The organism is Rhizobium sp. AAP43 (assembly GCF_001296045.1).
Classification (GTDB): Bacteria; Pseudomonadota; Alphaproteobacteria; order Rhizobiales; family Rhizobiaceae; genus Allorhizobium.
In genome coordinates this window covers 86,473-113,099 of sequence record NZ_LJHS01000002.1, presented here as the reverse complement: position 1 = coordinate 113,099, position 26,627 = coordinate 86,473, and the positions used below count along the sequence as shown (strand labels likewise).

23 protein-coding genes and 1 tRNA gene are annotated in these 26,627 nt (G+C 59.0%); 18 read left to right on the top strand and 6 right to left on the bottom strand.

What is annotated here, in order from left to right; translation table 11 throughout:
- Nucleotides 1–42 precede the first annotated feature (42 nt).
- The 3 genes from yidC to rpmH are packed head-to-tail and all read right to left on the bottom strand — an operon-like array spanning nt 43 to nt 2,385.
- Nucleotides 43–1,827: a membrane protein insertase YidC gene (gene yidC / locus IP76_RS00615; protein ID WP_054156234.1), complete on the bottom strand. Its 1,785-nt coding sequence runs from the start codon at nt 1,825–1,827 to the stop codon at nt 43–45.
- Nucleotides 1,827–2,216, bottom strand: a complete 390-nt coding sequence (gene rnpA, locus IP76_RS00610; protein ID WP_054156233.1) for a ribonuclease P protein component — start codon at nt 2,214–2,216, stop codon at nt 1,827–1,829. The genes yidC and rnpA overlap by 1 nt, the downstream gene beginning before the upstream one ends.
- 31 nt (nt 2,217–2,247) lie before the next feature.
- A complete protein-coding gene (rpmH, locus tag IP76_RS00605; RefSeq protein ID WP_054156232.1) occupies nt 2,248–2,385 on the bottom strand; it encodes a 50S ribosomal protein L34 in 138 nt (45 codons plus the stop codon).
- A gap of 385 nt (nt 2,386–2,770) precedes the next feature.
- On the opposite strand from rpmH, the gene IP76_RS00600 reads away from it, so the two are divergent.
- From IP76_RS00600 to IP76_RS00575, 6 genes are all read left to right on the top strand, one after another.
- The gene (locus IP76_RS00600; RefSeq protein ID WP_054156231.1) at nt 2,771–4,783 is read left to right on the top strand and encodes a methyl-accepting chemotaxis protein; all 2,013 of its coding nucleotides are present in this window, start codon (nt 2,771–2,773) and stop codon (nt 4,781–4,783) included.
- A 210-nt stretch (nt 4,784–4,993) separates the two neighbouring features.
- Nucleotides 4,994–6,454 (top strand): HAMP domain-containing sensor histidine kinase, encoded by a 1,461-nt coding sequence (locus tag IP76_RS00595; RefSeq protein WP_245281352.1) that lies wholly within the window; start codon nt 4,994–4,996, stop codon nt 6,452–6,454.
- 127 nt (nt 6,455–6,581) lie between these two features.
- Nucleotides 6,582–6,658: transfer RNA gene (locus IP76_RS00590), tRNA-Arg, on the top strand.
- 180 nt (nt 6,659–6,838) lie between these two features.
- The gene (locus IP76_RS00585) at nt 6,839–9,634 is read left to right on the top strand and encodes a M10 family metallopeptidase (protein ID WP_054156230.1); all 2,796 of its coding nucleotides are present in this window, start codon (nt 6,839–6,841) and stop codon (nt 9,632–9,634) included.
- 210 nt (nt 9,635–9,844) lie between these two features.
- A complete protein-coding gene (locus IP76_RS00580; RefSeq protein ID WP_054156229.1) occupies nt 9,845–10,885 on the top strand; it encodes a proline racemase family protein in 1,041 nt (346 codons plus the stop codon).
- A 198-nt stretch (nt 10,886–11,083) separates the two neighbouring features.
- Complete coding sequence (locus IP76_RS00575) at nt 11,084–11,788, top strand: Crp/Fnr family transcriptional regulator (protein WP_245281349.1); 705 nt, start codon at nt 11,084–11,086, stop codon at nt 11,786–11,788.
- A gap of 22 nt (nt 11,789–11,810) precedes the next feature.
- Here IP76_RS00575 and IP76_RS00570 read toward each other — a convergent pair whose 3' ends face one another.
- Nucleotides 11,811–12,245 carry an RbsD/FucU family protein gene (locus IP76_RS00570; protein ID WP_054156227.1) on the bottom strand — a complete coding sequence of 145 codons (435 nt, stop codon included), beginning with the start codon at nt 12,243–12,245 and terminating at the stop codon, nt 11,811–11,813.
- Nucleotides 12,229–13,473 carry an ROK family transcriptional regulator gene (locus IP76_RS00565; RefSeq protein WP_054156226.1) on the bottom strand — a complete coding sequence of 415 codons (1,245 nt, stop codon included), beginning with the start codon at nt 13,471–13,473 and terminating at the stop codon, nt 12,229–12,231. The genes IP76_RS00570 and IP76_RS00565 overlap by 17 nt, the downstream gene beginning before the upstream one ends.
- A 232-nt stretch (nt 13,474–13,705) precedes the next feature.
- Between IP76_RS00565 and IP76_RS00560 the strand changes: the two genes are divergently transcribed.
- The 10 genes from IP76_RS00560 to IP76_RS00515 all read left to right on the top strand — a co-directional run bounded on the left by IP76_RS00560 (nt 13,706) and on the right by IP76_RS00515 (nt 24,503).
- A complete protein-coding gene (locus tag IP76_RS00560; protein ID WP_054156225.1) occupies nt 13,706–14,731 on the top strand; it encodes a sugar ABC transporter substrate-binding protein in 1,026 nt (341 codons plus the stop codon).
- 107 nt (nt 14,732–14,838) lie between these two features.
- On the top strand, nt 14,839–15,897 hold the full coding sequence (locus IP76_RS00555) for an ABC transporter permease (RefSeq protein WP_054156224.1): 1,059 nt from the start codon (nt 14,839–14,841) through the stop codon (nt 15,895–15,897).
- Nucleotides 15,897–16,679 carry an ATP-binding cassette domain-containing protein gene (locus IP76_RS00550; protein ID WP_054156223.1) on the top strand — a complete coding sequence of 261 codons (783 nt, stop codon included), beginning with the start codon at nt 15,897–15,899 and terminating at the stop codon, nt 16,677–16,679. The genes IP76_RS00555 and IP76_RS00550 overlap by 1 nt, the downstream gene beginning before the upstream one ends.
- Nucleotides 16,676–17,299: a nucleoside triphosphate hydrolase gene (locus tag IP76_RS00545; protein WP_054156222.1), complete on the top strand. Its 624-nt coding sequence runs from the start codon at nt 16,676–16,678 to the stop codon at nt 17,297–17,299. The genes IP76_RS00550 and IP76_RS00545 overlap by 4 nt, the downstream gene beginning before the upstream one ends.
- A 192-nt stretch (nt 17,300–17,491) precedes the next feature.
- On the top strand, nt 17,492–17,881 hold the full coding sequence (locus IP76_RS00540; RefSeq protein WP_054156221.1) for a response regulator: 390 nt from the start codon (nt 17,492–17,494) through the stop codon (nt 17,879–17,881).
- A gap of 10 nt (nt 17,882–17,891) precedes the next feature.
- Nucleotides 17,892–18,410, top strand: a complete 519-nt coding sequence (locus IP76_RS00535; RefSeq protein WP_054156422.1) for a molybdopterin-dependent oxidoreductase — start codon at nt 17,892–17,894, stop codon at nt 18,408–18,410.
- A gap of 14 nt (nt 18,411–18,424) precedes the next feature.
- Entirely contained in the window at nt 18,425–20,671 is a 2,247-nt protein-coding gene (locus IP76_RS00530; protein ID WP_054156421.1) for an ATP-binding protein, read from the top strand.
- A 17-nt stretch (nt 20,672–20,688) separates the two neighbouring features.
- Nucleotides 20,689–21,774: an HD domain-containing phosphohydrolase gene (locus IP76_RS00525; protein WP_054156220.1), complete on the top strand. Its 1,086-nt coding sequence runs from the start codon at nt 20,689–20,691 to the stop codon at nt 21,772–21,774.
- A gap of 67 nt (nt 21,775–21,841) precedes the next feature.
- The gene (pyrC, locus tag IP76_RS00520; RefSeq protein ID WP_054156219.1) at nt 21,842–22,879 is read left to right on the top strand and encodes a dihydroorotase; all 1,038 of its coding nucleotides are present in this window, start codon (nt 21,842–21,844) and stop codon (nt 22,877–22,879) included.
- A gap of 430 nt (nt 22,880–23,309) precedes the next feature.
- The gene (locus IP76_RS00515) at nt 23,310–24,503 is read left to right on the top strand and encodes a hypothetical protein (RefSeq protein WP_156318434.1); all 1,194 of its coding nucleotides are present in this window, start codon (nt 23,310–23,312) and stop codon (nt 24,501–24,503) included.
- Between the two features lie 57 nt (nt 24,504–24,560).
- Here the strand turns inward: IP76_RS00515 and IP76_RS22675 are convergent, their stop codons facing one another.
- On the bottom strand, nt 24,561–24,716 hold the full coding sequence (locus IP76_RS22675) for a DUF3096 domain-containing protein (RefSeq protein ID WP_082352356.1): 156 nt from the start codon (nt 24,714–24,716) through the stop codon (nt 24,561–24,563).
- A 179-nt stretch (nt 24,717–24,895) separates the two neighbouring features.
- Here IP76_RS22675 and IP76_RS00510 point away from each other — a divergent pair, with 179 nt between their 5' ends.
- Both IP76_RS00510 and IP76_RS00505 read left to right on the top strand, forming a co-directional pair.
- Nucleotides 24,896–25,588 carry an orotate phosphoribosyltransferase gene (locus tag IP76_RS00510; protein ID WP_054156217.1) on the top strand — a complete coding sequence of 231 codons (693 nt, stop codon included), beginning with the start codon at nt 24,896–24,898 and terminating at the stop codon, nt 25,586–25,588.
- A gap of 77 nt (nt 25,589–25,665) precedes the next feature.
- A complete protein-coding gene (locus tag IP76_RS00505) occupies nt 25,666–26,592 on the top strand; it encodes a carbohydrate kinase (protein ID WP_054156216.1) in 927 nt (308 codons plus the stop codon).
- Nucleotides 26,593–26,627: the final 35 nt, after the last annotated feature.

Below are 26,627 nucleotides of genomic sequence, written 5' to 3'. Positions count from 1 at the left end.
CGGATAAGAAAAAGCCCCGGCTTAATGCCGGGGCTGGGAGGGTCACTTCGTCTGCGCGGGTTTGCGCCTGAAGATGTTCCGGATGTTCTTGAACAACTCGATCTCTACGCCGTGGCGCTTCATGATCAGGGCCTGCTGCGTGATCGACAGGGTATTGTTCCAGGCCCAGTAGATAACGAGACCGGCCGGGAAGCTGCCGAGCATGAAGGTGAAGATCACAGGCATCCAGTTGAACAGCATTGCCTGAGTCGGATCCGGCGGCGTCGGGTTCATGCGCATCTGCAGCCACATGGTGATACCCATGATGATCGGCCAGACGCCAAGATGCAGGAAGGTCGGGGCTTCGAAGGGCAGAAGACCAAACAGGTTGATGAAGGTGGTCGGATCGGGCGCCGAAAGGTCCTGGATCCAGCCGAAGAACGGGGCGTGGCGCATCTCGATGGTTACGTAAATGACCTTGTAGAGCGCGAAGAAGACCGGGATCTGCAGAAGGATCGGCCAGCAGCCGGCCACCGGATTGATCTTTTCTTCCTTGTAGAGCGCCATCATCGCCTGCTGCAGGCCCATGCGGTCGTCGGCATACTTCGCCTTCAACTCCTCAAGCTTCGGCTGCACGCGCTTCATGTTGGCCATGGATGCATACTGCTTGCTGGCCAAGGGGAAGAACAGGGCCTTGACGACGATCGTTGTCAACAGGATGGCCACGCCGAAGTTGCCGACGAGATGGTAAAAGTAGTCCATCATCTTGAACATCGGCTTGGTGAAGAAATAGAACCAGCCCCAGTCGATCATGAGATCGAACTTCGGAATGCCGAGGCTTTCCTCGTAGCCGCCGATGACGGGAACCTGCTTGGCACCGGCAAAGAGAAGTGTCTTGACCGAGGCGCTCTGGCCGGCCGCGATGCTCACAGCGTCGTTCTTGTAGTCGGCCTGATAGCGCGATTGACCGTCAGTGAAGTGCGAGAAGCGCGATTCATACGGAAGGGTCTGCTGCGGAATAAGCGATGCCGCCCAGTACTTGTCGGTGATCCCGAGCCAGCCGCCGGTGGCGGATGCGTGGGTCACGTTCTCATCTTCGATATCTTTGTACTTCTGCTCGGTCAGGCTGCCGTCCGCGCCGATGACGCCGAGGAAGCCTTCATGGAGCACGAAGATCGAAGGTGTGGTGGGCTTGTTGTAGCGCGTGATGCGGCCGTAGGGTGCCACGCTTGCAGAAGCGGTTCCGTTGTTCTGGATCTTGTCTTCGATCGTGAACATGTAGTGTTCGTCGACGGAGATGGTGCGGGCAAAGGTCAGGCCGGCTTCATTGGTGAAAGTCAGCGTCACCGGCGTCGTTTCGGTCAGCTTGGCGCCTGCAGGGGCCGTCCAGATCGTGTTCGGACCGGGAACCGTGCCAGCATTGTCTCCGGCAATGAAGCCGAGTTCAGCGAAATAGGCGTCGGCAGTGTTGGCCGGATTGAACAGCGTCACGATCGGGCTGTTTGGATCAACGGTCTCGCGATACTGCTTGAGCTTGAGCTCGTCAAAGCGAGCGCCAGCAAGATTGATCGAGCCGACCAGGTCCTGTGTCTCAATGGCCACGCGCGGCGCGCTCGGAGCAGCGGCCTCAGCGTTCGGGGCAGCGGCCCCGGCGGGAAGCGTGCCTTCCACGGTCGCGGCCGGGCTCGTTGCCGCCTGCTGTTCGGTCTGCGCCTGCTGCTGGGCGACCTGAGCTTCCTGGGCGCGGCGTTCCGCTTCGATGCGCGGGTTCATGTAGAAGAACTGCCAGGCAAGGACGATCAGCACCGATAGGCCGATCGCGATGAAATAGTTGCGATTGTTCTGCATCACTCTTTCCTGGAACCGGTCTTCTGCGGTCGACCGTTGTTGGTCTGGCGGTTTTCAATGCGGTGAACGAGCTGTTTGGACAACTGTTCGAACGGCGCTTCGAGCACCTCGCGCCGGGCGACAATGACATAGTCGTGTCCCGGCTTCATTGCAAACGCTGCATTCAGTCGCACTGCTTCTTTCAGCCTGCGACGCATGCGGTTGCGTTCCACTGCATTGCCGTGTTTTTTGGTAACTGTGAAGCCCACGCGGGGCTGCGCATCATCTTTGCGATCGAGAACCTCGAGAAGGAAGAGTCGACCCTTGCGCGCTTCGCCGTGTCTCACGGCGAGAAACTGGGGCCGGCGTTTCAGCCGGCCGACAGATGTCTTGTTGTCTTGGGACGTCATGCGCCCGTCATCTCGTCGGGCGCATCGGCCCTTAGGCCGAAAGCTTCGCGCGACCGCGACCGCGGCGAGCGTTGAGGACCTGACGGCCGCCCTTGGTTGCCATGCGCGCACGGAAGCCGTGGCGACGCTTGCGAACAAGCTTGGAAGGTTGGAAAGTACGCTTCGACATTTATTTAATACCGCGGTGTGCGGCCCTTCTTGGGTTTGCAACGAATTGCAAGAGCGTTGGATTTGTCGCACGGCTCTGCGGCGCTTGGCCTTAACCGAACGTGCGCGGCTTATAGTGGCGGGTTTCGAAAGAGTCAATCACACCCAGAGTTCTGCAGTATAGCGCGAGGCCTCTCTGGCCCGACCATTGAGCGAAAAGAGCGCAGCTTCCTTGCAAACCGCAGTCTTAGGGGAAGAAGCTGGCGCGCAAAAAGTCCTCCGGGCAACAGATCTGACAAGCAAAGGGCTGAGGTCGGGGCCGTTATAGTTAAGGATTGAGTGTATTCTCCCAATATCATTTTAGGGGTCTCTCAGGGGTGAGAGCCTGCAAGGGGAGAGTTCGTATCGTGAAAGTCAGCGGCAAGATCTATACGCTGGTCGGCATACTCGGGGCAGCCTCGATCATTATCGGCGCCATGGGCATCTTCGTCACCTACCAATACAGTGTGAAATCCCAGGCGCTGCATCAGATCTCGCAGCGCACCTATCTTGGTGAGCACCTCAATCGCCTGGTAACGGCAGTGGTGATGGAGGCCCGAGGCATTTATGCAGCGGCCTCGACCGAAAAGTCCAAGCCATTTGCCGAAAGCATTACCAAGAATCTGGATAAGATGGATACGGCACTTGCGAAGTGGCGTCCGCTTGTTCCGCAAAGCCAGAGCGCTGGGTTCGAGGCCATGGTGCAAAGGGCATCCGAATTCCGAAACTTCCGAAGCGAGACGGCTCGTCTCGGCGTCGAGGTTGGCCCTGCCGAGGCGAATGCTCAGGGCAATACGGATGCCAACCGTGCGAACCGCAAGGCCTTCCAGGCTGAAATCGATGCCATCGTTGAGATCGACAAGGCAGAGCTCGAGACATTGACTGCAAGCCTTGCAAGCTTTGAGCAATTGATGCTGACGATGATCTCAGGTGTAACCATCGTCGCGCTCGCCATCGGCGCGGGTCTCGGTATTCATATTGGTGTCAATCACCTCAGCGTCCCGATCCGTCGGGTAACGGAATCGATGAATGCGATTGCCGCCGGCAACTATGATGCGGAGATCCCCTATCATGGCCGGGCTGACGAAATTGGCGAAATGGCCGCTGCGGTTGCGGTCTTCAAGGAGAATGGGTTGTCCGTCCAGCGCCTGAATGCGCAGGAAACCGCGATGCGCGCCAAGAGCGATGACCTCCAGTCAAGCATGGCCTCTGTTGTCAGCGCTGCCGCAGCCGGTGATTTCTCCCGTCGCATCGACAAGGACTATGAAGACGCGAACCTCAATCGCTTCGCCGCAACAATCAATGAACTGCTCATTTCCGTCGAGACCGGCGTCTCCGAGACCAATCGTGTGCTGACAAGCCTGGCCGCAAACGACCTGACCCAGCAGATGAGCGGCAATTTCCGGGGAGTCTTTGCTGATCTGCAATCCAATGTGAACAGCTCGATCGGCCGTCTGCGTCAGATGATGTCAGATATCAGGGGGAGGACCGACCTGATCAATGGCAGCACCGGCGAAATGACGTCCGCGACCAACGATCTGTCGCGTCGCACAGAACAGCAGGCTGCCGCCCTTGAAGAGACGTCGGCCGCCCTCGATCAGATCACGACGGTCGTCCGCCAGTCCAGCGAGCGGGCTCAGGAAGCCAGTCACATGGTGACGGAAGCCAAGCAGAGCGCGGCCCAATCTGCCATCGTCGTCAACGAAGCCGTTGATGCCATGGGCCGGATCGAGCAGGCTTCGCGTGAAATCTCGCAGATCATCAATGTGATCGACGAGATCGCCTTCCAGACGAACCTGTTGGCGCTGAATGCAGGTGTTGAGGCTGCCCGCGCCGGTGAGGCTGGCAAGGGTTTTGCAGTCGTTGCCCAGGAAGTGCGTGAACTTGCACAGCGTTCGGCGAATGCCGCGAAAGACATCAAGGCCCTGATCACCAAGTCGGGCGACGAAGTGGCAGGCGGCGTCAAGCTCGTCCAGCGTACCGGGGAAACTCTGTCGGAGATCGAAACGCGGGTGCTGCAGATCAACGATCATATCCACTCGATCGCGTCTGCGGCTCAGGAGCAGGCCACTGGGCTTGTGGAAGTGAACACCGCCATCGCCCAGATGGATCAGGTCACGCAGAAGAATGCCGCCATGGTTGAGGAAACATCCGCATCCACCCACAAGCTTTCGGCCGAGGCGAGCAATCTTGCGAGCATCGTATCCCAGTTCCGTCTGGGCAATGAGGGCGCTGCGCCGCAGCCTGTTGGCGCCCATTCGGGCCACAAGCCTGCTGCCTCTCCGGCGCGCCAGATGATGGGATCCGTCGCACGAGCCTTCGGCGGTTCGTCACGCGCCACGGCCACCGCTGCCAAGGCGGAAAGCTGGGAAGAACTCTGATCCAGAGTATTCAAGTAAAAAAGAAGGGCCGCAGCATCCGATGCCGCGGCCTTTTCGTTTACATGAACAAAGTTTCATGTTTGCGGCGGTCTTGCGCATGGTCAAGACTTTCGCACTGCACTAAAGTCATGTCTCAGAGGGACGGCGTCCCTAAAAAGGATGAAACACGGCAAGGAACGAGGCGGCATGCTCGACCCGCAGGACAACGAGATGCAGTCTGGACTATCCGAAGGCTATCAGATGCCGCCGCGCATTCGTGGGCTTTCGGGCAAGTTGCTATGGCTGACGATCGCTTTTGTCATGCTTGCCGAAATTCTAATCTTCGCCCCATCCATTGCGACCATGCGGCTTCGCTGGCTTGAAGATCGGCTGAACACGGCCGCTGCCGCTGCCGTCGTCATCGATGGCCTTCAGCCGCTCGAGCTTCCCCGTCATGTACAGGATGACACGCTGGCCAGCACGGGAACGCAGGCGATCGTTTTGCGGAAGGAAGGAACGTCACGCCTGCTGGCCGTCGCTGAAATCCCCAGTGAAGTAGACGCGGCCTTCGATCTTGCCGATTATTCCGGCCTTCAGTCGGTCCGGGATGCGTTCTACACCCTGTTCTTCGGTGGTGATCGCATGTTGCGCGTCTATGGTCCGGTTGCGGATAGCGACATGATCATTGAGATCGTCATGCAGGAGTACGGGCTTCGCAAGGCGATGCTCGGATATTCGCGAAACATCCTGGTTATCTCCCTGGCGATTTCCGTCATCACGGGCCTGCTGTTGTTCCTTGCCATCAATCGGACCATGGTCGTGCCGGTACGCCGACTTGCCCGAAGCATGCAGGCATTCGCGGAAAACCCGCAGGATCCGGCCGGCATCCTGCCAGCGAGCGAAGGTCGCGATGAGGTGGCGGTGGCCGGGCGACACTTGGCCCGCATGCAGGACCAGCTGCAGAAAACCCTTCGTCAGCAAAAGACATTGGCCGATCTTGGCCTCGCCGTCTCAAAGATCAATCACGACATGCGCAACATCCTCGCATCGGCGCAGCTTATGTCCGACCGGCTCGTCGATGTCGAAGATCCTCTGGTCAAGAGTTTTGCGCCGAAACTGCTGCGTACCATCGATCGAGCGGTCGGTTACACCAACGAAGTGCTTGCCTATGGCCAGACGGCCGAAGCCGCCCCGCGCCGTCGCCGTTTTCCCCTTGTCGACGTGTGTCGCGAGGTTCGCGAGCTGTTGCATCTGACGCCAGACAGCCGGATCGAGTTCATCGAACTGGTTGCTGCTGATGTCGAGATCGATGCTGACAGCGAGCAGATGTTCCGCATTGTTCACAACATCTGCCGCAACGCCATGCAGGCATTGTCGACATTCGTGCCGGAAGATCCCGACCATCCAAGACGAATCACCGTATCTGCACAGCGCACCGGATCGGTGGTCTCCATCACCATCGACGACACAGGTCCGGGCATGCCGCGAAAGGCGCGGGAGAACCTTTTCCTCGCCTTCCGGGGCTCGGCGCGCTCCGGGGGCACCGGTCTCGGCCTTGCCATCGCTAGAGAACTGGTAATCGCCCATGGCGGAACGATTGCGCTTGTGGAAAAGCCCGGTGCCGGCACGATGTTCAGGGTCGAAATCCCTGACAGGCCAGTCGCTCTGGATGATTTTCGCGCCCGCGCTTAAGGGCACTTCCAGCCTCTACGCCGAGGTTTATGAAATCAAAATGACTCTTTTTTCGGAAAGGTGCTTGCAATCCTGATCGGCACGCTTTAGAGGATCGCCACACGCCGACGACAGGTCGGCACGGCACGCACCCGTAGCTCAGCTGGATAGAGCACCAGACTACGAATCTGGGGGTCAGGAGTTCGAATCTCTTCGGGTGCGCCATTCTCCTCTCTGAAAACACTGATAGTTTTGCAAGTCTTCGCTACGTCAGCGTAGATCGATAAACTTTGACGGAATGTCTGCGGTGATCGGTAACCGCTTCTCCTAACTCGAACAAAAGCTTTCCCTGATAGACCTGTGCCTCGAAGGCCTGATGGCCCGTTTGCACAATGAGGGAATGTAATGGCGCTTTCTGTCTGGACCGATCAGCAGGTTATCGACCAACTCAATTCCGGTTCACGCTGGTCCGGCTCAACGATCACCTATTCGTTCCCGACTGTGGTCACGGCCATGGCCCGCTATTCAAGCGAAAACGGCTTCACCGCACTCAATGCGACGCAGCAGGCGCAGGCTGAGCTTTCCCTGATGCTTTGGGACGATGTAATTGCATCCTCCATCCAGAAGGTCGCGGCTGGAACGACCTCCACATCGTCCAACATCGAATTCGGCAATGCCACCTCCGGCGTGAGTTATGCGCATGCCTATTTCCCAACGGTCGGCAGTGTTTGGTTCAACAGCGCTTACAATTCCAGTCAGGGCACCAATGACCTGATGACGCCGAAGATCGGTTCGCACGGTTTCCTCACCGTTGTTCACGAGATCGGCCATGCGCTCGGTCTGGAGCATATGGGCGAATACAACGGCAGTGCCGATACCCCGTCGTCTTATCAGGACTCCACTGTCTATTCTGTCATGTCCTATTTTGGTCCCTCCTGGGGTGGTGGCGCCTCGAACGGCGAGGGCCAGGTTGCCTGGGCGGATTGGGTCGGCGCCGATGGTAGGCTCTATGCGCCACAGACGCCGATGATGAATGACATCATGGCGATGCAGACCATGTATGGTGTCGACACCACGACACGCACTGGCGACACGGTCTACGGCTTCCAGTCCAACATCACCGGCGCCACGGCTGCCATCTACAACTTCGCCCAGAACCTCAATCCGATCATCTGCATCTGGGACGCAAGCGGCATCGACACGCTGAACCTGTCGGGCTGGAGCACCGCGAGCACCGTCGATCTGGCGCCCGGATCTTTCTCCTCCGCCAACAGCATGACCATGAACATCTCGATTGCCCGCGGTGCGTGGATCGAGAATGCGGTTACCGGCAATGGCAACGACTCCGTCCAGGGCAACTCTGCCAACAACGCCATCACCACGAATGGTGGCAATGACGTGATCGCGGCTCTTGGTGGCAATGACAGCATCGCCGCCGGCGCCGGCAATGACACTGTTGATGGTGGCGATGGCACTGACGCGGTCTTCTTCAATGACATCTGGTCAAACATTACCTGGACATACTCTGTCGCCACGGCAACCTTCACCTTCATGGGGGCCCTGATCGGACGCGATACGATCTTCGCAGTCGAGCGCTTCATCGACTCGATGAATGTCGAGCGTTCGGTCGCTTCACTGATCGATCCGTCCTATCTGCCGGCACAGGTCTCTGTCGCAACGGCGCAGGCGCAGGTTCAGGAGGGTACGGGAACCACAACCGCCGTGACCTTTACCGTCTCTCTTAGCAAAGCGGCAGCCGCTGGCGAAACCGTGTCCTGGCAGGTCGCAGGCACGGGAACCAACGCGGCGAGCAGCAGTGATTTCTCAGGTCCGATGTCCGGCACGGTCACCTTTGCAGCCGGCGAAACATCCAAGCTGGTCACGATCTATGTGGCGGCAGACTCGACATTCGAAGGCAACGAGACCTTCAAGCTGACCTTGTCTGCGCCGTCCTCCGGTCTGGTGCTGGATGCCGCAACTGCCGTCGTAACCGTCGTCAACGATGATGCCCAGACCACTCCCGTCCTTCTGCGCGGCACGGCCCGCGCGGACGCCCTCTCGGGTGGGGAGATGATGGATCGCATTGAGGGAGGCAAGGGTAATGACACCCTGTCCGGCAATGCCGGCAACGACATTCTCGTGGGTGAGGCTGGCAATGACGTGCTCTACGGAGGCGCTGACAATGACACTCTGAGTGGCGGTGCTGGAAATGACGTCATGCACGGTGGCATCGGTGTTGACCGTATGGACGGCGGCGCGGGTAACGACACTTACTATGTCGACAACGTCGAGGACGTTTTGATCGAAACGCGCACCGGCGGCACGGACACTGCCAGAACCACGCTGGCCAGCCTCAGTCTCGCGGCTTGGGTTGAAAACCTTGTCTATGACGGTTCGAGCGATTTTGCCGGCTACGGCAATGAGCTTGCCAACACGTTGACCGGCGGTGCCGCAAACGACCTCTTGTCTGGCGGTGCCGGCAACGATCGCCTGATCGGTGGCCTCGGCAATGACACTTTGATCGGGGGCACAGGCACCGACCGTCTGGAAGGTGGTGCTGGCAACGATCTCTATATCGTGGACCACGTCAAAGATGCGGTGGTCGAGGCGGGCGGCGCCGGTATCGACACGATCCAGACGTCGCTTGTTTCCTACAAGCTGGGCAACAACGTTGAAAACCTGTCCTATTCCGGTTCTTCGAGCTTCGCCGGCACGGGCAATGCCTTGGATAATGTCATGACTGGCGGCGCCGGTAACGACCGTCTCGACGGCGGCCTCGGCAATGATCGCCTTCATGGCCTCGGCGGTAACGATACGCTGATCGGCGGGACCGGTAATGATTGGCTGGCAGGCGGCCTTGGCAACGATACACTGACCGGTGGTGCCGGTGCCGACAGGTTCTTCTTTGCCGAAACCGGTGCAGGCAATGCCGATCAGATCATGGATTTCGATGTGAACGCTGATCGCATCGTGCTGGATGATCTCGTCTTTTCCGAAATCGACCTCGGAGCATTGCTGGAATCGGCCTTTGGCACTGGCAGTCAGGCGACCACGGCTGATCAGCGCATTCTGCATGATCAGGCATCAGGCGCGCTCTACTATGATGCTGATGGCAACGGCGCGGCAGCCGCTGTAATCTTTGCGCATGTCCGCACAGGTGTGCTGCTTGAGGCGGAACACTTCACGGTAGAACACGCATAAATCAGCGGTTTCTCAGTTAACCTTTTCTTACAGTTCATGCTGCATGTGCGAATAAGATCTTGGTGATACGGCCGGTGTGTTATATCACATACAATGTATCGGACATGGCAGCGATCTTGCATTGCAAGAACTGCTGATCGCGTCTGGTGCATGGTGAAAACAAGCTGTCCCATCTGAGGGGATACGCGGCGAGCACGTCGGATTGATCACATGAGATGGAAACGCACACTGCAGCTTCTTGACGTTCACGCCGAGGGCGAGATCGGCAAGGTCGCGGTTGGGGGTGTCCCGAAAATCCCCGGTGATACGATTGCGGACCAGCTCTTCTGGCTCAATACGGATCCGAAAGGTGAAGAATTGAGGCGGATGCTGGTATTGGAGCCGCGTGGTGCTCCGATCGGTTCGGTCAATCTCCTTCTGCCGCCGCGCCATCCCGACGCTGATGCGGCCTTTGTCATCCTGCAGCCTGATCAGGCCCATGCCAGTTCCGGCTCGAATTCGATCTGCGTCACGACGGCCCTTCTCGAAAGCGGCATGGTCGAGATGAAGGAGCCGGAAACCGTGGTCGTGCTGGAAACGGCAGCGGGCCTCGTGAGGGCAAAGGCCACCTGCCACGACGGGCGGTGCGAACGCGTCGAACTCACCATGGTGCCGTCTTTCGTCCATGAGCTTGATGTGGTGCTGGACACCGAAGCCTTCGGCCAGATTACTTTCGATCTCAGCTATGGCGGTATCTTCTATGCCCTCGTCGATGTTGCCCAGGTCGGGCTGACAATCGACAAGGCCAATGCGCGTGCTCTCGTTGAGGCCGGCATGATCCTCAAGGAAGAAATCAACCGCCGGATCAATGTCGTCCATCCCGAGATCCCGGCCATCTCTGGCGTGGCCTATGTCATGTTCCGCGATATCGATCCCGATGGGGCGATCCGCACCTGCACCACCATGTGGCCAGGTCGTGTTGATCGCTCGCCCTGCGGCACCGGCAATTCGGCAAACCTTGCTGCCTTACATGCTAGAGGGCAGATCGCCGTTGGAGAAATGCGGCTGTCACGTTCGATCATCGGTTCGGAGTTTCAGGTGGGTCTCTCCGGGCTCACGGAAGTCGCTGGCCGGCCAGCCGTCATCCCGACGATCAGCGGACGGGGCTTCACGTTCGGGCTTCATCAGGTCGCATTGGACCCGTTCGATCCGTTTGAACGTGGTTTTTCACTGACAGATGTGTGGGGACCGTCTTCCGGGTCTATCGGATGACCGCTTCGCCTTAATACTGCCACGATGCACAAACTCTTGTAAAAACAGTTAAACTACTGGCAGTCGAAACAAAAATTCATGGTCGGTTGTTTGTCGCCTCGGGGCGGCGGCGCTGACGAACTGTGTCCAACGGGCTCGATACAGGCCCAACGAACAAGTATTGTACAGATGAAACCACAACCTCTGCCAGGCTCTGGCTTGACCTCAGTTCACATCATTCCGCCGACCTTGCGCGGTTGCGCTATCTTTTCCGCTCTGTCGCCGGAAGAGGACCGTGAATGGCTTACGCGGTGTCACTCCCGCACGCTGTCAGCCGGCGAAAGTCTCGTCGATTTCGAAGATATGTCGAAGGATGTGTTTGTGGTCCAGTCGGGTGAGATCCGTGCCGTACTGCGCTTCACCGTCGGCAAGGAAGCAATCCTGGGCTCGTTCAAGCGGGGCGATGTGCTTGGTGAGCAGGCGGCAATCGACGATCTCGCACGTTCAGCCAGCCTCATGGCAGTGAATGACTCCACCGTGACCGTCATTCCCTACGCAGTCTTCCACGATATTCTGAGACAACGTCCGGACGTGTCGCTGTCGCTGATGCAGCTCCTGTCCCGTCGTATCCGCGCGATGAACGACCGGCTGTCCGAACTCTCGTTCCTCGACACCAAGCATCGCCTCTACAACACGCTCTTGCGTCTCTCGCGGGTGCGCAATGACGGCGGCCGCGAGCGCATTATCTCGCCACCGCTGGTTCATGCGGAACTGGCAGAGCACATTGGCTCGAGCCGCGAGACGGTGTCGCGTGAAATGTCGCGCCTGGCACGCGAGGAGCTGGTCGAGCGCACCAATAGGGCCATCATTCTGAAGAACCCGCTGGAACTTTCCCGCCGCATCTCGCGCGCCCTTGAGGGTTGATCCAAAAGAGGATCCGCCGGGGTCAAGCCGGCGGATAGATGACGCCTTTGCGCAGAATGACATTGGCATAGAGCTTCGGCTCGCCCGTCTGCACGATTGTATGGGCAGCCTTCACGCGCATGTAGAAATCCTGGCCAACCAGCGGCGTGACGGCAACCTTTGGCTCGTGCATCCCGCAGCAGTCGATGATCTGCTGATGGATCGGGTCGATCTGCTCTGGCTTGCCGCCGACCGTCGATCGAAAGATTGCCTCAGGTACGAAGTCGTCGATTGGCAGGACGCTCAGCACTGCATTGAGAACAGGAATCAAATGGTGCCCGTCGAGCCGAACTAGGCGCCGGGCGTGTTCCAGCGCCGGGTAGTTTCCGTCCACGATAGCAATCTCGTCGCCGTGTCCCATGGCGCGCAAGGTCGAGAGAAGCTCGGGCGAGAGTAGCGGGTCAATGGCCTTCAGCATGCTTGGTATCCTTGAATAGCACTGTTTGGTCTATGAGGTAGCGGTCGAAGATCGGGAGGCTGGCACCTCCGATGGCGCGCGCTTGCGCACCCACTTCGCCTTCAACGATGTCGGGCATCACGACGCCCTGCAGGTCCAGTCGGTTCACGGCTGCGATCGTGGCAGCCACGAGGCGCCGTCGAACCCAATCGGGGAAGCCGCCTTCAATGATGGCGGCGGCAAAGTCGATGATCGATGCGGCAGCAATCACGGCTTGGGCGAGGGCTGCTGCCGTATCTTGTATCCACAATTCCAAGGGTTCGCCGAAATCAATCCAGCTTTCAGCCTGATACCACAAGGGCTGCGGGTCTATGCCGCGCTCGCGCAGCAGGTTTTCGAGAACAAAGATCGAGGCGATGTCGAGCAGCTGCCGTGTCTCGCCATGCTTGTCGCGGACGGGCAGGGGGCCGATGGCACCGGCTGTTCCGGTGCGCCCGACAAAAAGCGCGGAATTGACAACGATGCCGCCGCCGATGAACGAACCAATGTAGAAATAGACGAAATCCGGGTAGCGCTGGCCAGCGCCGAACACCAGCTCCGCGCCGCAGGCGCTGGTCGCGTCATTTCTGAGATAAACAGGGTAGGTGGTGCGCGCCTGCACCTCTGCCTGCAAGTCAACACTGCGCCAGATGTCCATGGCGCCTTCGGGCGCTCCGACCTCTTCTGCCCAGTTCCACAGTTCGAACGGAGCAGCGATGCCAACGCCGGCGATATGGCTACGTTCAGCCTCGCCCATCGAGGCCTCGAGCTCGGCGATCCCCTCACAGATGAAGGGGAGAAGGTGGTGCGGATGGGGAAACGGATAGGTCTGATGTCTCTGCTCGCGGATCTGCCCGAGGAAATCCATCAGGACGAGATCCGCGCTGCGCCGACCGATTTTGACGCCGAAAGAGAAGACCGCATCCGGATTGATCGACATGGGAACGGACGGCTGTCCGACGCGTCCGCGGATCGGCTCGCCGCGCAAAAGGAGTTGCTCGCTCTCCAGCGCACGCATGATGACGGAAACGGTTTGCGCGGAAAGCCCTGTCATGCGGGTAATGTCAGCCTTGGAGCAGCCCGGATGCTGACGAACAAGCGAAAGCACGAGTCGCTCGTTGTAGGCGCGTACGCGCACCTGGTTGGAGCCGCCGCCGGCGCTCACCCGCAGTGGCTGTTCGGCCGCATGTGCAAGGTCGTCATGTACCAATTGGGTCGCTCCTCCCGACCGCCTTTCCAGTCTCGAAAGGCAATACCACAATGTCACACCCGGTTATTAATTCAACTGGATTTATTTATTGACAGACGAAATATTCTGATGTTCTAACTGTGCTCGTGGAGGAGCGGGTCCGACAGGATCCGGATCGGATTGCGAGGCTCGCGATCCGTGCCGACACGTTGCGGCCGGAGGAGCTGGCCGAACCATCTCGGGAGGATACCAAATGAAGAAATCTCTGATCACCGCCGCCCTGTCGACCCTCGCTCTGGGCGTCGTCTTCGCTGCTCCGGTCCAGGCTGCCGACGTTTCGGCCTGCCTCATCACCAAGACCGATACCAACCCCTTCTTCGTCAAGATGAAGGAAGGCGCGACGGCCAAGGCCGCCGAACTCGGCGTCAACCTGAAGGCCTATGCCGGCAAGGTCGATGGCGACCATGACAGCCAGGTTGCAGCTATCGAATCCTGCATCGCTGACGGCGCCAAGGGCATCCTGATCGCCGCTTCCGACACCAAGGCCATCGTTGACCAGGTCAAGAAGGCCCAGGAAGCCGGCCTGCTCGTGATCGCCCTCGACACGCCGCTCGATCCGGCAACCGCTGCCGACGCCACCTTCGCCACCGACAACCTGCTTGCCGGTAAGCTGATCGGTCAGTGGGCTGCAGCCACCCTCGGCGACAAGGCCAAGGACGCCAAGATCGGCTTCCTCGACCTCGTCCCGTCGCAGCCGACCGTTGACGTACTGCGCGACCAGGGCTTCATGATCGGCTTCGGCATCGACCCGAAGGACCCGAACAAGATCGGTGACGAAGACGATGCACGCATCGTCGGCCACGACGTGACGAACGGCAACGAAGAAGGCGGCCGCAAGGCCATGGAAAACCTTCTCCAGAAGGATCCTGATATCAACGTCATCCACACCATCAACGAACCGGCCGCTGTCGGCGCCTACCAGGCTCTCAAGGCAGTCGGCAAGGAAAACGATGTTCTGATCGTCTCCGTTGACGGCGGTTGCCCGGGCGTCAAGGCGGTTGCTGAGGGCCAGATCGGCGCCACCTCACAGCAGTATCCGCTGCTGATGGCATCGCTCGGCGTGGAAGCGATCAAGAAGTTTGCTGAAACCGGTGAAAAGCCGAAGCCGACCGAAGGCAAGGACTTCTTCGACACCGGTGTCGCCCTCGTCACCGACAAGCCGGCTGCCGGCGTCGAATCGATCAGCGTCAAGGAAGGCACGGACAAGTGCTGGGGTTGATCCCCGGCGCTTGATGGCGGACCACCAAGGATCGGGGCGGCTTTGGCCGCCCCGTGTCGATACGTGCCCGGCGACCGGCGCGAGAAACACATCGGGAGGAGAGTTAGATGGCGGGAGCCCAGGAATTCGAGAAGGTGCTGACCCAGAGTGACACGAGCGTGGCTGCCTTTGAGGACCGCTCCACTCTGCGCAAGATACAGCACTTTCTACACTCAACGCCGGCGGCTGTGCCACTGATCGTTCTCGTGATGTCGATCATCATCTTCGGCATGACGATTGGCGGCAAGTTCTTCTCAAGCTACACGCTGACGCTTATTCTCCAGCAGATTGCCGTCGTCGGCATTCTCGGCGCGGCCCAGACGCTGGTCATTCTGACCGCCGGCATCGATCTGTCGATCGGTGTTGTGATGGTCATCTCGGCTGTGGTAATGGGCAACTGCGCCATCAACTACGGTATTCCGTCCGGTATTTCGGTGATGATCGGCCTGGCTGTTGGCGGACTGTGTGGTCTGCTCAACGGTGTGCTCGTTGCGAAGGTCAAGCTTCCGCCCTTCATCGTGACGCTGGGCACCTGGTACATCGTCATGGCCACCAATTTCATCTACTCGGCCAACGAGACGCTGCGTGATGCCGACGTAGAGGCGATCGCGCCCTTCCTCCAGGTCTTCGGCGAAAGCTTCAAAGTCGGCAAGGCCGTGTTCACCCTCGGCGTCGTCTTCATGCTGCTTCTGGTATTCGGGCTCTGGTACGCACTCAACCACACGGCCTGGGGCCGCCACCTCTATGCGGTGGGCGACGATCCCGAGGCGGCTGAACTCGCCGGCATCCGCACCGACCGCGTTCTGCTCGGCACCTACACGCTTGCCGGCGTCATCGCAGGCCTGGCCGCCTGGGTCTCGATCGGCCGCAATGGCTCGATCTCGCCGTCTGCTGCGGTCACGGATTACAATCTTCAGGCCATCACCGCAGCGGTGGTCGGCGGCATCTCGCTCTTCGGCGGACGCGGTTCGATCCTCGGGACACTCTTCGGTGCCCTCATCGTCGGCGTGGTCTCCATGGGGCTCAACATGCTCGGTGCCGATCCGCAATGGAAGGTGCTCCTGACGGGCGTGCTGATCATCGCCGCCGTCGCAATCGACCAGTGGATCAGAAAGGTAGCAGGCTGATGACCCAGGAACCCATTCTCACCGCCCGTGGCCTGGTCAAGCGTTACGGCCGTGTCACCGCCCTCGACAATGCAGACTTCGACCTCTATCCGGGCGAAATCCTCGCCGTCATCGGCGACAACGGTGCCGGCAAGTCCTCGCTGATCAAGGCGATCTCTGGCGCGGTCACACCGGATGAAGGCGAGATCAAGCTCGAAGGCAAGACGATCAACTTCCGTTCGCCGATCGAGGCGCGCAGGGCTGGCATCGAGACCGTCTACCAGAACCTTGCTTTGTCGCCGGCGCTCTCGATCGCCGACAACATGTTCCTCGGTCGCGAAATCCGCAAGCCCGGCGTCATGGGCTCCGTCTTCCGCAAGCTCGACCGTCCGGCAATGGAGAAGTTTGCCCGCGACAAGTTGTCAGAACTCGGTCTGATGACCATCCAGAACATCAACCAGGCGGTGGAGACGCTTTCGGGCGGGCAGCGTCAGGGTGTGGCGGTTGCCCGGGCTGCAGCCTTTGGCTCCAAGGTCATCATCCTCGATGAGCCGACGGCAGCCCTCGGCGTCAAGGAGAGCCGCAAGGTTCTGGAACTGATACTGGACGTGCGTTCGCGCGGCATGCCGATTGTCCTGATTTCGCACAACATGCCGCATGTCTTCGAAGTGGCGGACCGCATCCATGTCCATCGTCTCGGCAAGCGCCTCTGCGTCATCAACCCGAAGGATTACACCATGTCCGATGCGGTCGCTTTCATGACCGGTGCGCGCGCAGCGCCCGATGCGGATATCGCTGCGTGAACCGCGACCTGGACATACTGGTTGACGAGATCGAAAGGCGGGCGCTGAAGGGCGCCCGCTGTGTCGTGGGGGTGGCGGGACCACCGGGTGCCGGCAAATCCACTCTCGCAGACCGTCTTCATGAGGCATTGTCCACACGCGGGCGTCGAAGTGCCGTCTTGCCCATGGATGGGTTCCACCTCGACAATGCCATCCTTGAACAACGAGGCCAGCTTGCTCGTAAGGGAGCGCCCGAGACGTTCGACGTGCGGGGTTTGAGCGCCGTGCTGCGCGCCGTGCGTGAGGGGGGCGAAGTCTTCGTTCCCGTATTCGACAGATCTCGGGAGCTTGCGATCTGTGCAGCGCGTTGCATCGCGCCGGATGTCGATATCATCATTGCCGAAGGCAACTATCTCTTGTTGGCACAGGGCAACTGGGCCGGCATCGCTGATAACTTCGATCTGACGGTCATGGTTGCGCCACCGATTGAAGAATTGGAGCGGCGATTGATTGAGCGTTGGCGCTTTTACGGGCTGTCACCGGAAGCAATCACGGCAAAAGTGGTGGGCAATGATCTGCCAAATGGCCGTCTGGTGATCGAGCAAAGCCAGAAGGCTGATTTCGTGCTTGAAGGCTTCTAATGCGCGTATGGCGCGAAAAAACAACGGTCCAGAAATTCAGAAAATCTAATAAAGAATCACGATAGATAAAATTCTATCAGTCCGTTTCAGCCAATCTCAGCCTCTTACTGGTACACATCCTCCATCAAAAGTTAACTGCCGCATGGACACTCGGCGGCGAGACCGAACAGTTGATGTCGAGGAAGCAAGCTCATGGGCATTCTGATTGTCGAGGACAATCCTACCAACGCAATGATCATCAAGCATCTTGCGAAGAAGGTAACGGACGAGGAAATCCAGGTGGCGAATGACGGGGCGTCCGCGCTCGCCTTGTGCCATACGCAAGTCTTCTCGATGTTGATCGTTGATCATCTTCTGCCGGGGATGTCGGGCCTCCAGCTCATCAAGGCCGTTCGACTGATGGACCGCTATGCCCATGTTCCAGTCGTCATGATCACCGCCGAAACCGAACCGCGTCTAAAGGAAGAAGCGTCCGCAGCCGGTGTGACGGATTTCCTGAACAAGCCGGTCGAAGCCGTCGCATTTCGTCAACTGCTCAACGCACATCTCGGCGCCGCCGGGAGCGTGCAAAAATATGCTTAAGGAGCGCCTCATGTCTCGATCTAGTGCATCGCATGTGAAGTCCATAGCCCTTGCAGTCGTCATGAGTGCCGGCGTTGTTTTCCCGGCTCTGGCGCTGGATGCCCCGACGGGTCCTGTCGTTCTGACGGTTCAGGGCGAAATCAGCGAGACCAATGTCGGCGATACCGCACAGTTCGATCTTGCGATGCTGGAGAAGCTGGCCGGTCGTGAAGCCAAGATGGAAACACCGTGGACCAAGGGTGTCGTCACCTTCAAGGGCCCCTTGCTGAAATCAGTCCTGGAGGCAGTGGGTGCGACAGGCTCGCAGCTGAAGGTCCGCGCCATCAACGACTACGCCGCTGATGTGCCGGCGGAAGACGCCGAGATGGCGACGATGCTTGCGACCCATCTCGACGGCAAGCTGATGTCCGTCCGCGACAAGGGCCCGCTGATGCTGGTTTATCCCTTTGATCAGGATAAGGGCCTCCTAAACGAGAAATACTTTGCCCGCTCGGTTTGGCAGATCAAGGCAATTGAGGTTGGCCAGTGATTGCAGTGGGCGCAATGCTTCGAAAGACCAAGGATCGGGGCGGTATAGCCCTGGTTCTGCAGATCGTCTCGTCCGTTCTCCTGGCGGTCTTGATCCTGCTGGTCATCGACATTGCCCGCCAATACAAGATTCTTGAAGATGGCGTTCGCGAGAACGCCATCTGGTCCGTATACCAGCTCGACCGTGAGGTCCGGCAGATTAACCACTCGCTTGCTCGGCTGAGCGGCAGGGAAGCGACGCCGGACGCTCTCAACGAGCTCTCGCTGCGCTACGACATCATCTACTCCCGCATCAACCTGATCGACCAGACGAAGTTTGGCGCCTATTTCAGTGAAGACGGAAAGGTCCGGAACTTCATCGATCAGGTGGGGAATGTTATCCACGGTCATCAAAACCTGTTTGATGCTTATGCCGCGGGACAAACGCCGTCGGTTGCGCAATTGGGCGAGCTTGAGCATTCGCTCACAGGGCTCGGGCGCGTGACCGATGAGTTTCTTCTTTACACCAACATGCGCGTCAGCAACGAGCGCGCCGATCTTGCCACCCACATCCAGCGCCTGGAGCGAACCTCTGCGGTCATGCTCGGTCTGCTGATGATCTCGGTCATTTTCCTCGTGATCACACTGAACAGGCAGCTCCGCTCGGTTCGCAAAGCCAGCCGTGAACTGCAGGACATGGCGACCAAGCTTACTGAGGCGTATGAAGCCGCAGATGCAGGCAACCGCACGAAGTCGCAGTTCATGGCGACGATGGGGCATGAGATCCGGACGCCGCTGAATGCCATCCTTGGAATGTCGGAACTGCTGGAGCTGACCGAGCTTCCGGACGAGGCTCTTTCAAGCGTCAAGACTATCCGGACGTCGGGTGAAGCCCTGCTCGAAATCATCAACGAGATCCTCGATTTTTCCAAGATCGAGCATGGCAAGCTCGAGATCGAGGAACGCGTATTCGAGATCGAAAGCCTGGCGGAAACCACGGCGAGCATCATTCGCGGTCGCGCCGACGAGCATGGCAACGCGATCATTCTCGATCTGCCCGACTCCCTGCGTCAGCTCTATGTCAAGACAGACCCGACCCGCCTGCGCCAAGTTCTGCTCAACCTGCTGTCCAATGCTGTCAAATTCACCGACCAGGGAACCGTCACGCTGCGTCTGCGAGACTTCTATCGCGAAGGCAAGTTGATGATCCGCTTCGAGGTCGAAGACACCGGTATTGGCATCGACGAGGCTGGTCTCGACAAGCTCTTCAAACCCTTCTCGCAGGTCGATGCTTCGATCAGCCGTCGCTATGGCGGTACCGGACTGGGTCTGACGATCTGCAAGCAGATCGTGGAGAAGCTCGGCGGTGAACTGGGCATGAGCTCGACCGTCGGCGTGGGAAGCATCTTCTGGTTCGAACTTCCCGTGACCGTGGCCGAGCGTCAGGAAAATGCCGCAGCTGCAACGCGTGCGGGGATGGACGCGCCTTTGAAACGCAGCCGGATCCTGCTGGTCGAGGACAACAAGGTGAACCAGATCGTCGCCTGCCGGTTCCTTGCCCTGCTCGGACAGGATGTCGTCGTGGCCAATGACGGTGCCGAAGCTGTTTCTATCGCGCGGGAAAACAAGTTCGACGTGATCCTCATGGACATGCAGATGCCTGTGATGGATGGCATTGAATCGACCCGCCGTATCATTGCAGAAGGCGGCCCCTCAGCAGCGACGCCGATCATCGCGATGACTGCCAACGCGTCCGACGACGATCGGCGGAAATGCCTGGAAGCGGGGATGACGGGGTTCGAGTCAAAACCAGTCACCATGGATCGATTGAAGAAAATGATTGCCAAGGCCACGACCGGTCGAACCGACCGTCCCGTATCTCAAACTGTGACCGAACAGAGTGTCTTTATGGAATTGCCGCACCCCGATGTCTCCAATGTCTTGCCGATCGACGGGTTTCCGGGTCTTGGCATCGAAGGTCTGGACGACGCCCGTTATACCGAGCTCGTCGATGCCCTCGGTGCCGATGTCTTCCAGGAGCTCGTCATATCCTTCTTTGATGATGCGACGGACCTGCTCGAAGAACTGAAGGCGGCACTGGCCGGTAAGGACGCTGAGCGGATCGACCGGGCACTGCACACCATCAAAGGCGCGGCCTATAACGTCGGCTTGAACGATCTCGCTGTAAAGGCGAATGCTCTGCGGAGCCCGCTTCCTGGACCTGCAGACATTGAAACGCTGGGCGAGGAAATCCGCGCCCTTAAATTCAAGCTTGTTGCTTGAGCACGGAGAAAGTCACCATGCGTATTCTGTTGGTCGATGACAACGGCACGAACCTCAAGCTGCTGACCAAACTGGTCGGAAAACTCGACAATTGCGAGGCCTTGCCCTTCTCGAGCCCGGATGCGGTGCTGTCAGCATTGCCCGATCTCGAATTCGACATTGCCATCATCGACTACCAGATGCCGGTCTATAACGGTGTCGAACTCTATACGGAGATCGTGCGCTTCGACAAATACGCGCAGATCCCGGTGATCTTCATCACTGCCGACAAGGATATGACGACCCGTATGGCGGCGCTCGATGCCGGTGCGATTGATTTTCTGACCAAGCCGATCGACCCGGTCGAATTCCACGCCCGCATGCACAACATTGTCAGTCTCGCACGCGCCCGTCGCCAATTGGCCGACCAGGCGGAATGGCTGAGGCGGGAAGTGGAGCGAGCCGTTGGCGAGTTGCGCGAGCGCGAGCAGGAAATCATCTACCGGCTGACGCTGGCCGCAAACTACAAGGATCCGGATGTGGCCCGCCACACGATCAGGGTCGCGGCCTATTCCGAGGCAATCGCTATCGAGCTTGGCCTGCCGTCGCAGTTCTGCCATGACATGAAGCTGGCCGCTCCCATGCATGATGTCGGCAAGGTCGCGATGCCGGATACGGTCCTGCTCAAGCAGGGCCGTTTGACGGAAGCGGAGTTCCGCCAGATGCAGGCCCACGCGCAGATCGGCAGCGAAATTCTCGGTCGCTCCCATTCCTCCCTGCTTCAGCTTGCTTCTGAAATTGCGGTCAGCCATCACGAACGCTGGGACGGGCAGGGGTATCCGAACCGCCTGGCAGGTACCGCTATTCCGCTGTCAGGGCGAATTGTCTGCATTGCGGACAATTTCGATGCGCTGACCACGGAGCGTCCCTACAAGCCGGCATGGACCTTCGAGCGTACGGTAGAACACATCCTGGGAAGGGCCGGCACGCAGTTTGATCCGGAATGTGTCGCCGCATTCAGCCGTGCATTGCCGCGCATCCGGCTCATCATGGAGCAGGACCGCCGTGAGCAAGCGGAAGAGGCGGCGAAGGCGATGAAAACTGCGGGTGACCGGGTGGCCTGATGGCCTTTGATCGCATCGGTGAACATGCTAAGGCCGGTCGAACAAAAGCCGCCGGAGATCCCTTGTCATGCGCTCACTCACCATCCGCCGCCCCGATGACTGGCATCTGCATCTGCGCGATGGCGCGATGCTGGAGGGTGTAATCGGCGACACCAGCCGCCATTTTGGTCGTGCGATCATCATGCCGAACCTCGTGCCGCCGGTCGTCACCACGATGGATGCGCGAGCTTATCGCGAGCGGATCGTCAATGCCATTCCGGCTGGCCACCGCTTCGAACCATTGATGACGCTGTACCTTACCGAGCACACCAATGCCGACGACGTCGAGGAGGGCAAGCGCTCCGGCCTGATCACGGCGGTAAAGCTCTACCCGGCAGGTGCGACCACGAATTCCCATGGCGGCGTCCGCGATATGGATAAGGCCATGCCGGTCCTGGAGCGCATGGCGAAGATCGGCTTGCCGCTTTGCGTCCATGGTGAGGTAACGACGCCGGAGGTCGATATCTTCGACCGCGAGAAGGTCTTCATCGACACCGTGCTCGACCCGCTGCGCAAGCGTCTGCCTGAACTCAAGATCACGATGGAGCATGTGACCACGTCTGACGGGATCGATTATATTCGGTCTGCCGATAAAAACCTTGCAGGCTCAATCACCACCCATCACCTGATCATCAACCGCAACGCCATTCTTGTCGGCGGTATCCGCCCGCATTATTACTGCCTGCCGGTTGCCAAGCGCGAAAGTCACCGGCTGGCGCTGCGCAGTGCGGCGACGTCCGGCGATGCCCGTTTCTTCCTCGGCACGGATTCCGCCCCCCATGTCGATCCGCTAAAGGAATGCGGCTGCGGCTGCGCCGGCATCTATACCTCGATCAACACCATGAGCTGCCTTGCCCATGTCTTCGAGCAGGACGAGGCGCTCGACAAGCTTGAAGCCTTTACTTCGCTGAACGGTCCCGCCTGGTATGGACTGCTCCCGAACGATGAGACGGTCACCCTTGTTCGACGTGAAGAACCGGTCGAGTTTCCGACAAAGATTGTCACGGGTGCAGGCACGGTCACCGTCTTCGATCCGATGTTCCCGCTCTATTGGGATGTTGTCTGACCTCACCTGCATCTTTTCGTCCATGATCGCCGCACGTCCCCCGACGGCGGCGATTTGTGTGTCTGGCAGACTATCCTATGCGCGAGACCGATGCCGATGGCGGAGCAGTTCGAGAGCGAACTCCATGATCGTCGCTCACGCCTGGCGACGGTGGGCCAATAGCCGCCGCCCCTCATCTCCCTGAAAATAATAGAGAATCCTAAAGTATGCTTCCGCCGGAAGGCGCGCGCGGGCGTCGAGCTTTTAATGCCCCTCAATAATTATAGTATTAATTCCTAAATTTTTAATAAAAATAGATTTCTGAACGAATTTGGTTAAATTTACTATGGTTTAGAATTTGTAAATTTTCAGTTTCAATAAAGTAATTCCGTGAATATACATCTCCTCAAGGGCGAAGTGGTCGTCGAAAAGTTTTGTGAGGAGTTCTGTAGTGCGTACTTCCAAGAATACATCCGGTGGCGGCATTAACCTTTTCTCGAAAAGTGTTAACAAGAGCGCAGTAGTTTTGCTTTCGGCACTGTTCGCATCTACCTCGGTTGGATTGCCGACCGTTCTGTCTGGTTCGATTGCCTATGCGGCGCCGCAGAACCAAAGCGAGCGTAGCAACTCCAACAGCAACAACGATCGCTCGAAGGACGGCAACCAGCAGCAGGGACGCGATAACGAGCGCGATACCGATGTTGGTGGTCAGAAGAACGAAAAGAGCGAAGAAAAATCTGGCGACAAGACGTCGAAGGAGAAGAGCTCCGACGACAGGACCGGCGGAAAGAACGAAGAAAAGTCTGCCGATAAGACAAAGGACGTTTCTGAGGAACAGTCCGAGAACCAGAATGATGGCAAGGCCAAGGAAAAGGCCGATAGCGGGAATGACGCCGGCAGCAACGAGAATACCAACGCAAGTCGCGGCAACGACGCTTCACCCAAGGAGCGTGACGAAGAAGAGGCAAGCAAGCCTTCTGAGCGCGAACAGAATGGCGGCGAAGACAAGAAGAATGACGACGAACGGCCGCAGCCAACCACCGGCGACAAACCCCGCTCAACTGAAGAAGACCAGGCTCGTCCCGACGTCAAGCAGGATGAGAAGCCCGCAAATGAGCGCGGCGGCAAGAAAGAGCGTGACGGCAAGGTAAAGGGCGAGCGGGACAAGAAGGGCAAAAAGCACGAGGCCGAAAAGCCGCGCGGTAAGGGCAAGCACAAGCCTGGCAAGGAACACGGCGAAAAGCCTGGCAAGGGTCCCGGCAAGACTAAGCCCGGCCATGGCCATGGCCATGACAAGCCACACAAGCCGCACCATCCGAAGCCGGACCCGGTTGAGCCAACGGACCCGACCCCCACTGTCCCAACGGACCCGACGCCCACTGTGCCCACAGCCCCCACAGGCCCGACAGCTCCTACAGGCCCGACACCTGCTGTTCCAACAGAACCGACAGAACCGGCAGAACCGACTCCGACTGTCCCAACAGAACCGGCTCCGACTGTGCCTGCCCCGACTACCCCGGCGCAGCCCAGCCCGACGACCAATCCGACGAAGGTGCGTATGACCAAGGAATCGAACAGCTGCGCCCGTCCGGTCTGGTATCTGAAGACCTTCCGTCCGGATTGCGAACTGCCAAAGAGCAAGTAAGTCGATTTCAGAACGCTAGAATGCATGAGGCCCGCAGCAATGCGGGCCTCATCTGTGTCAGGGTGTCATCGTCGACAACTGCGGCCAGAGACCCGTCAGGCCGACAATGATCAGATAGATGGCAACCACATAGTTGAGCAGGCGCGGCATGACGAGGATCAGCACGCCGGCGATCAGGGCGACGAGCGGCTGAATGACGAGATAGTTGTCCATGTTCGATTGACCTTCCTGTAATCGCAAGCGCCGGGTAAAACCCTGAAGACCGCGATTGTTCCATGGCGCATATGGGCTGTGTGTCGGCCCGCACAACAATGCTGGAAGCGCCCGCAAACTCTGGTCAGTTTCACCGCTTGCTGCTATTGCGCTTGGACCGTGACCGATAGGAGCAAGCGATGACCCGGATTTCCTTCACAGACCCCGCCGTCCAGGCAGATCTCGTGGCGAAGATGCTCTGGGAGATCAAGGCGGTGCATTTTAATGCAGCCGAACCCTACAAGCTCTCCTCCGGCATGAAGAGCCCGGTCTATATCGATTGCCGCAAGCTTCTGTCTTATCCGCGCGTGCGCTCCACCGTCATGGATTTTGCCGCCGCGACCTTGATGCGCAATGCCGGCTTCGAGCAGTTTGATTGCATCGCCGGTGGCGAAACGGCGGGTATTCCCTTCGCAGCCCTGCTCGCCGATCGTCTCGGCCTGCCAATGATCTATGTGCGCAAGGCCCCCAAGGGCCATGGTCGCAATGCCCAGATAGAGGGCAATATGCCGGAAGGTTCGCGCGTTCTCGTGATCGAGGACCTGACGACAGCCGGCGGCAGCATGTTCAAGTTCATCGATGCCATCCGCGCTGCCGGCGGCGTTGTCGATCACGGCATCGCACTGTTCTTCTACGGCATCTTCCCCGAGGCTCGGCAGCGCTTTGACGATGGCAAGGTGAAGCTGCACTACATTGCCACATGGCGGAACGTGCTTGCCGTCGCTCGCGAGCAAAAACTGTTCGACGAAAAGACCCTGTCGGAAGTCGAGGCCTTCCTTGATGCGCCGCTCGAATGGTCGGGCCGCAATGGTGGGATTTCGTCTCTCGCCTGAGCAAATGCTCGCTGTCGCACTGGAAATCTGATGCGACTTGGTTTAAATCGATTGAAACAGATGACTGGGAGGTCGAGATGATCCTGTGTTGCGGCGAAGCGCTGATTGACATGTTGCCACGCGAAACCACGCTCGGCGAGCGCGCCTTTTCGCCCTATGCCGGTGGCGCGATCTTCAACACCGCGATTGCACTTGGACGCTTGGGCATCGAAACGGGCTTCTTCACCGGCCTCTCTGACGACATGCTGGGCGACATCCTGCGTGACACGCTGAAATCCTCGGGCGTCGATTACAGCTATTGCGCCACGCTTTCGCGCCCCTGCACGATCGCGTTGGTCAAGCTGACCAATGGCCAGGCATCCTATGCTTTCTATGACGAGAACACGGCAGGCCGGATGATCACCGAAGCCGATCTGCCCACCCTCGACGACACCTGCGAGGCTCTGCATTTCGGGGCGATCAGCCTGATCCCGGAACCCTGCGGCTCCACCTACGAGGCGCTGATGACCCGCGAGCACAAGACCCGCGTGATCTCGCTCGACCCCAATATCCGCCCCGGCTTCATCAAGGACAAGGCTGCCCACCAGGCCCGCATCGCGCGGATGGCCGACATGTCCGACATCCTGAAATTCTCCGATGAAGACCTCGACTGGTTCGACCTCCCCGGCACACAGGACGAACGCGCCGCCTACTGGCTGACACGCGGCGCCAAGCTCGTTGTGCTGACCAAGGGCGCGGAAGGTGCGACCGCCTATACCGGCAATTTCAAGGTCTCGGTCCCCTCGAACAAGGTCGAAGTCGTCGACACCGTCGGCGCAGGCGACACGTTTGACGCGGGCATTCTGGCGTCTCTGAAGCGTCAGGGATTGCTGACCAAGGAGAAGGTCGCGACGCTGTCGGAAGAGGCTGTGCGCGAGGCGCTGACGGTCGGGGCGAAGGCTGCGGCCGTGACGGTGTCGCGGGCAGGGGCCAACCCGCCGACGGCGGCCGAGATCGGGTTCTGAGTTAAGCCTTCAATGGTGGTAAACGAAAAAGGCCG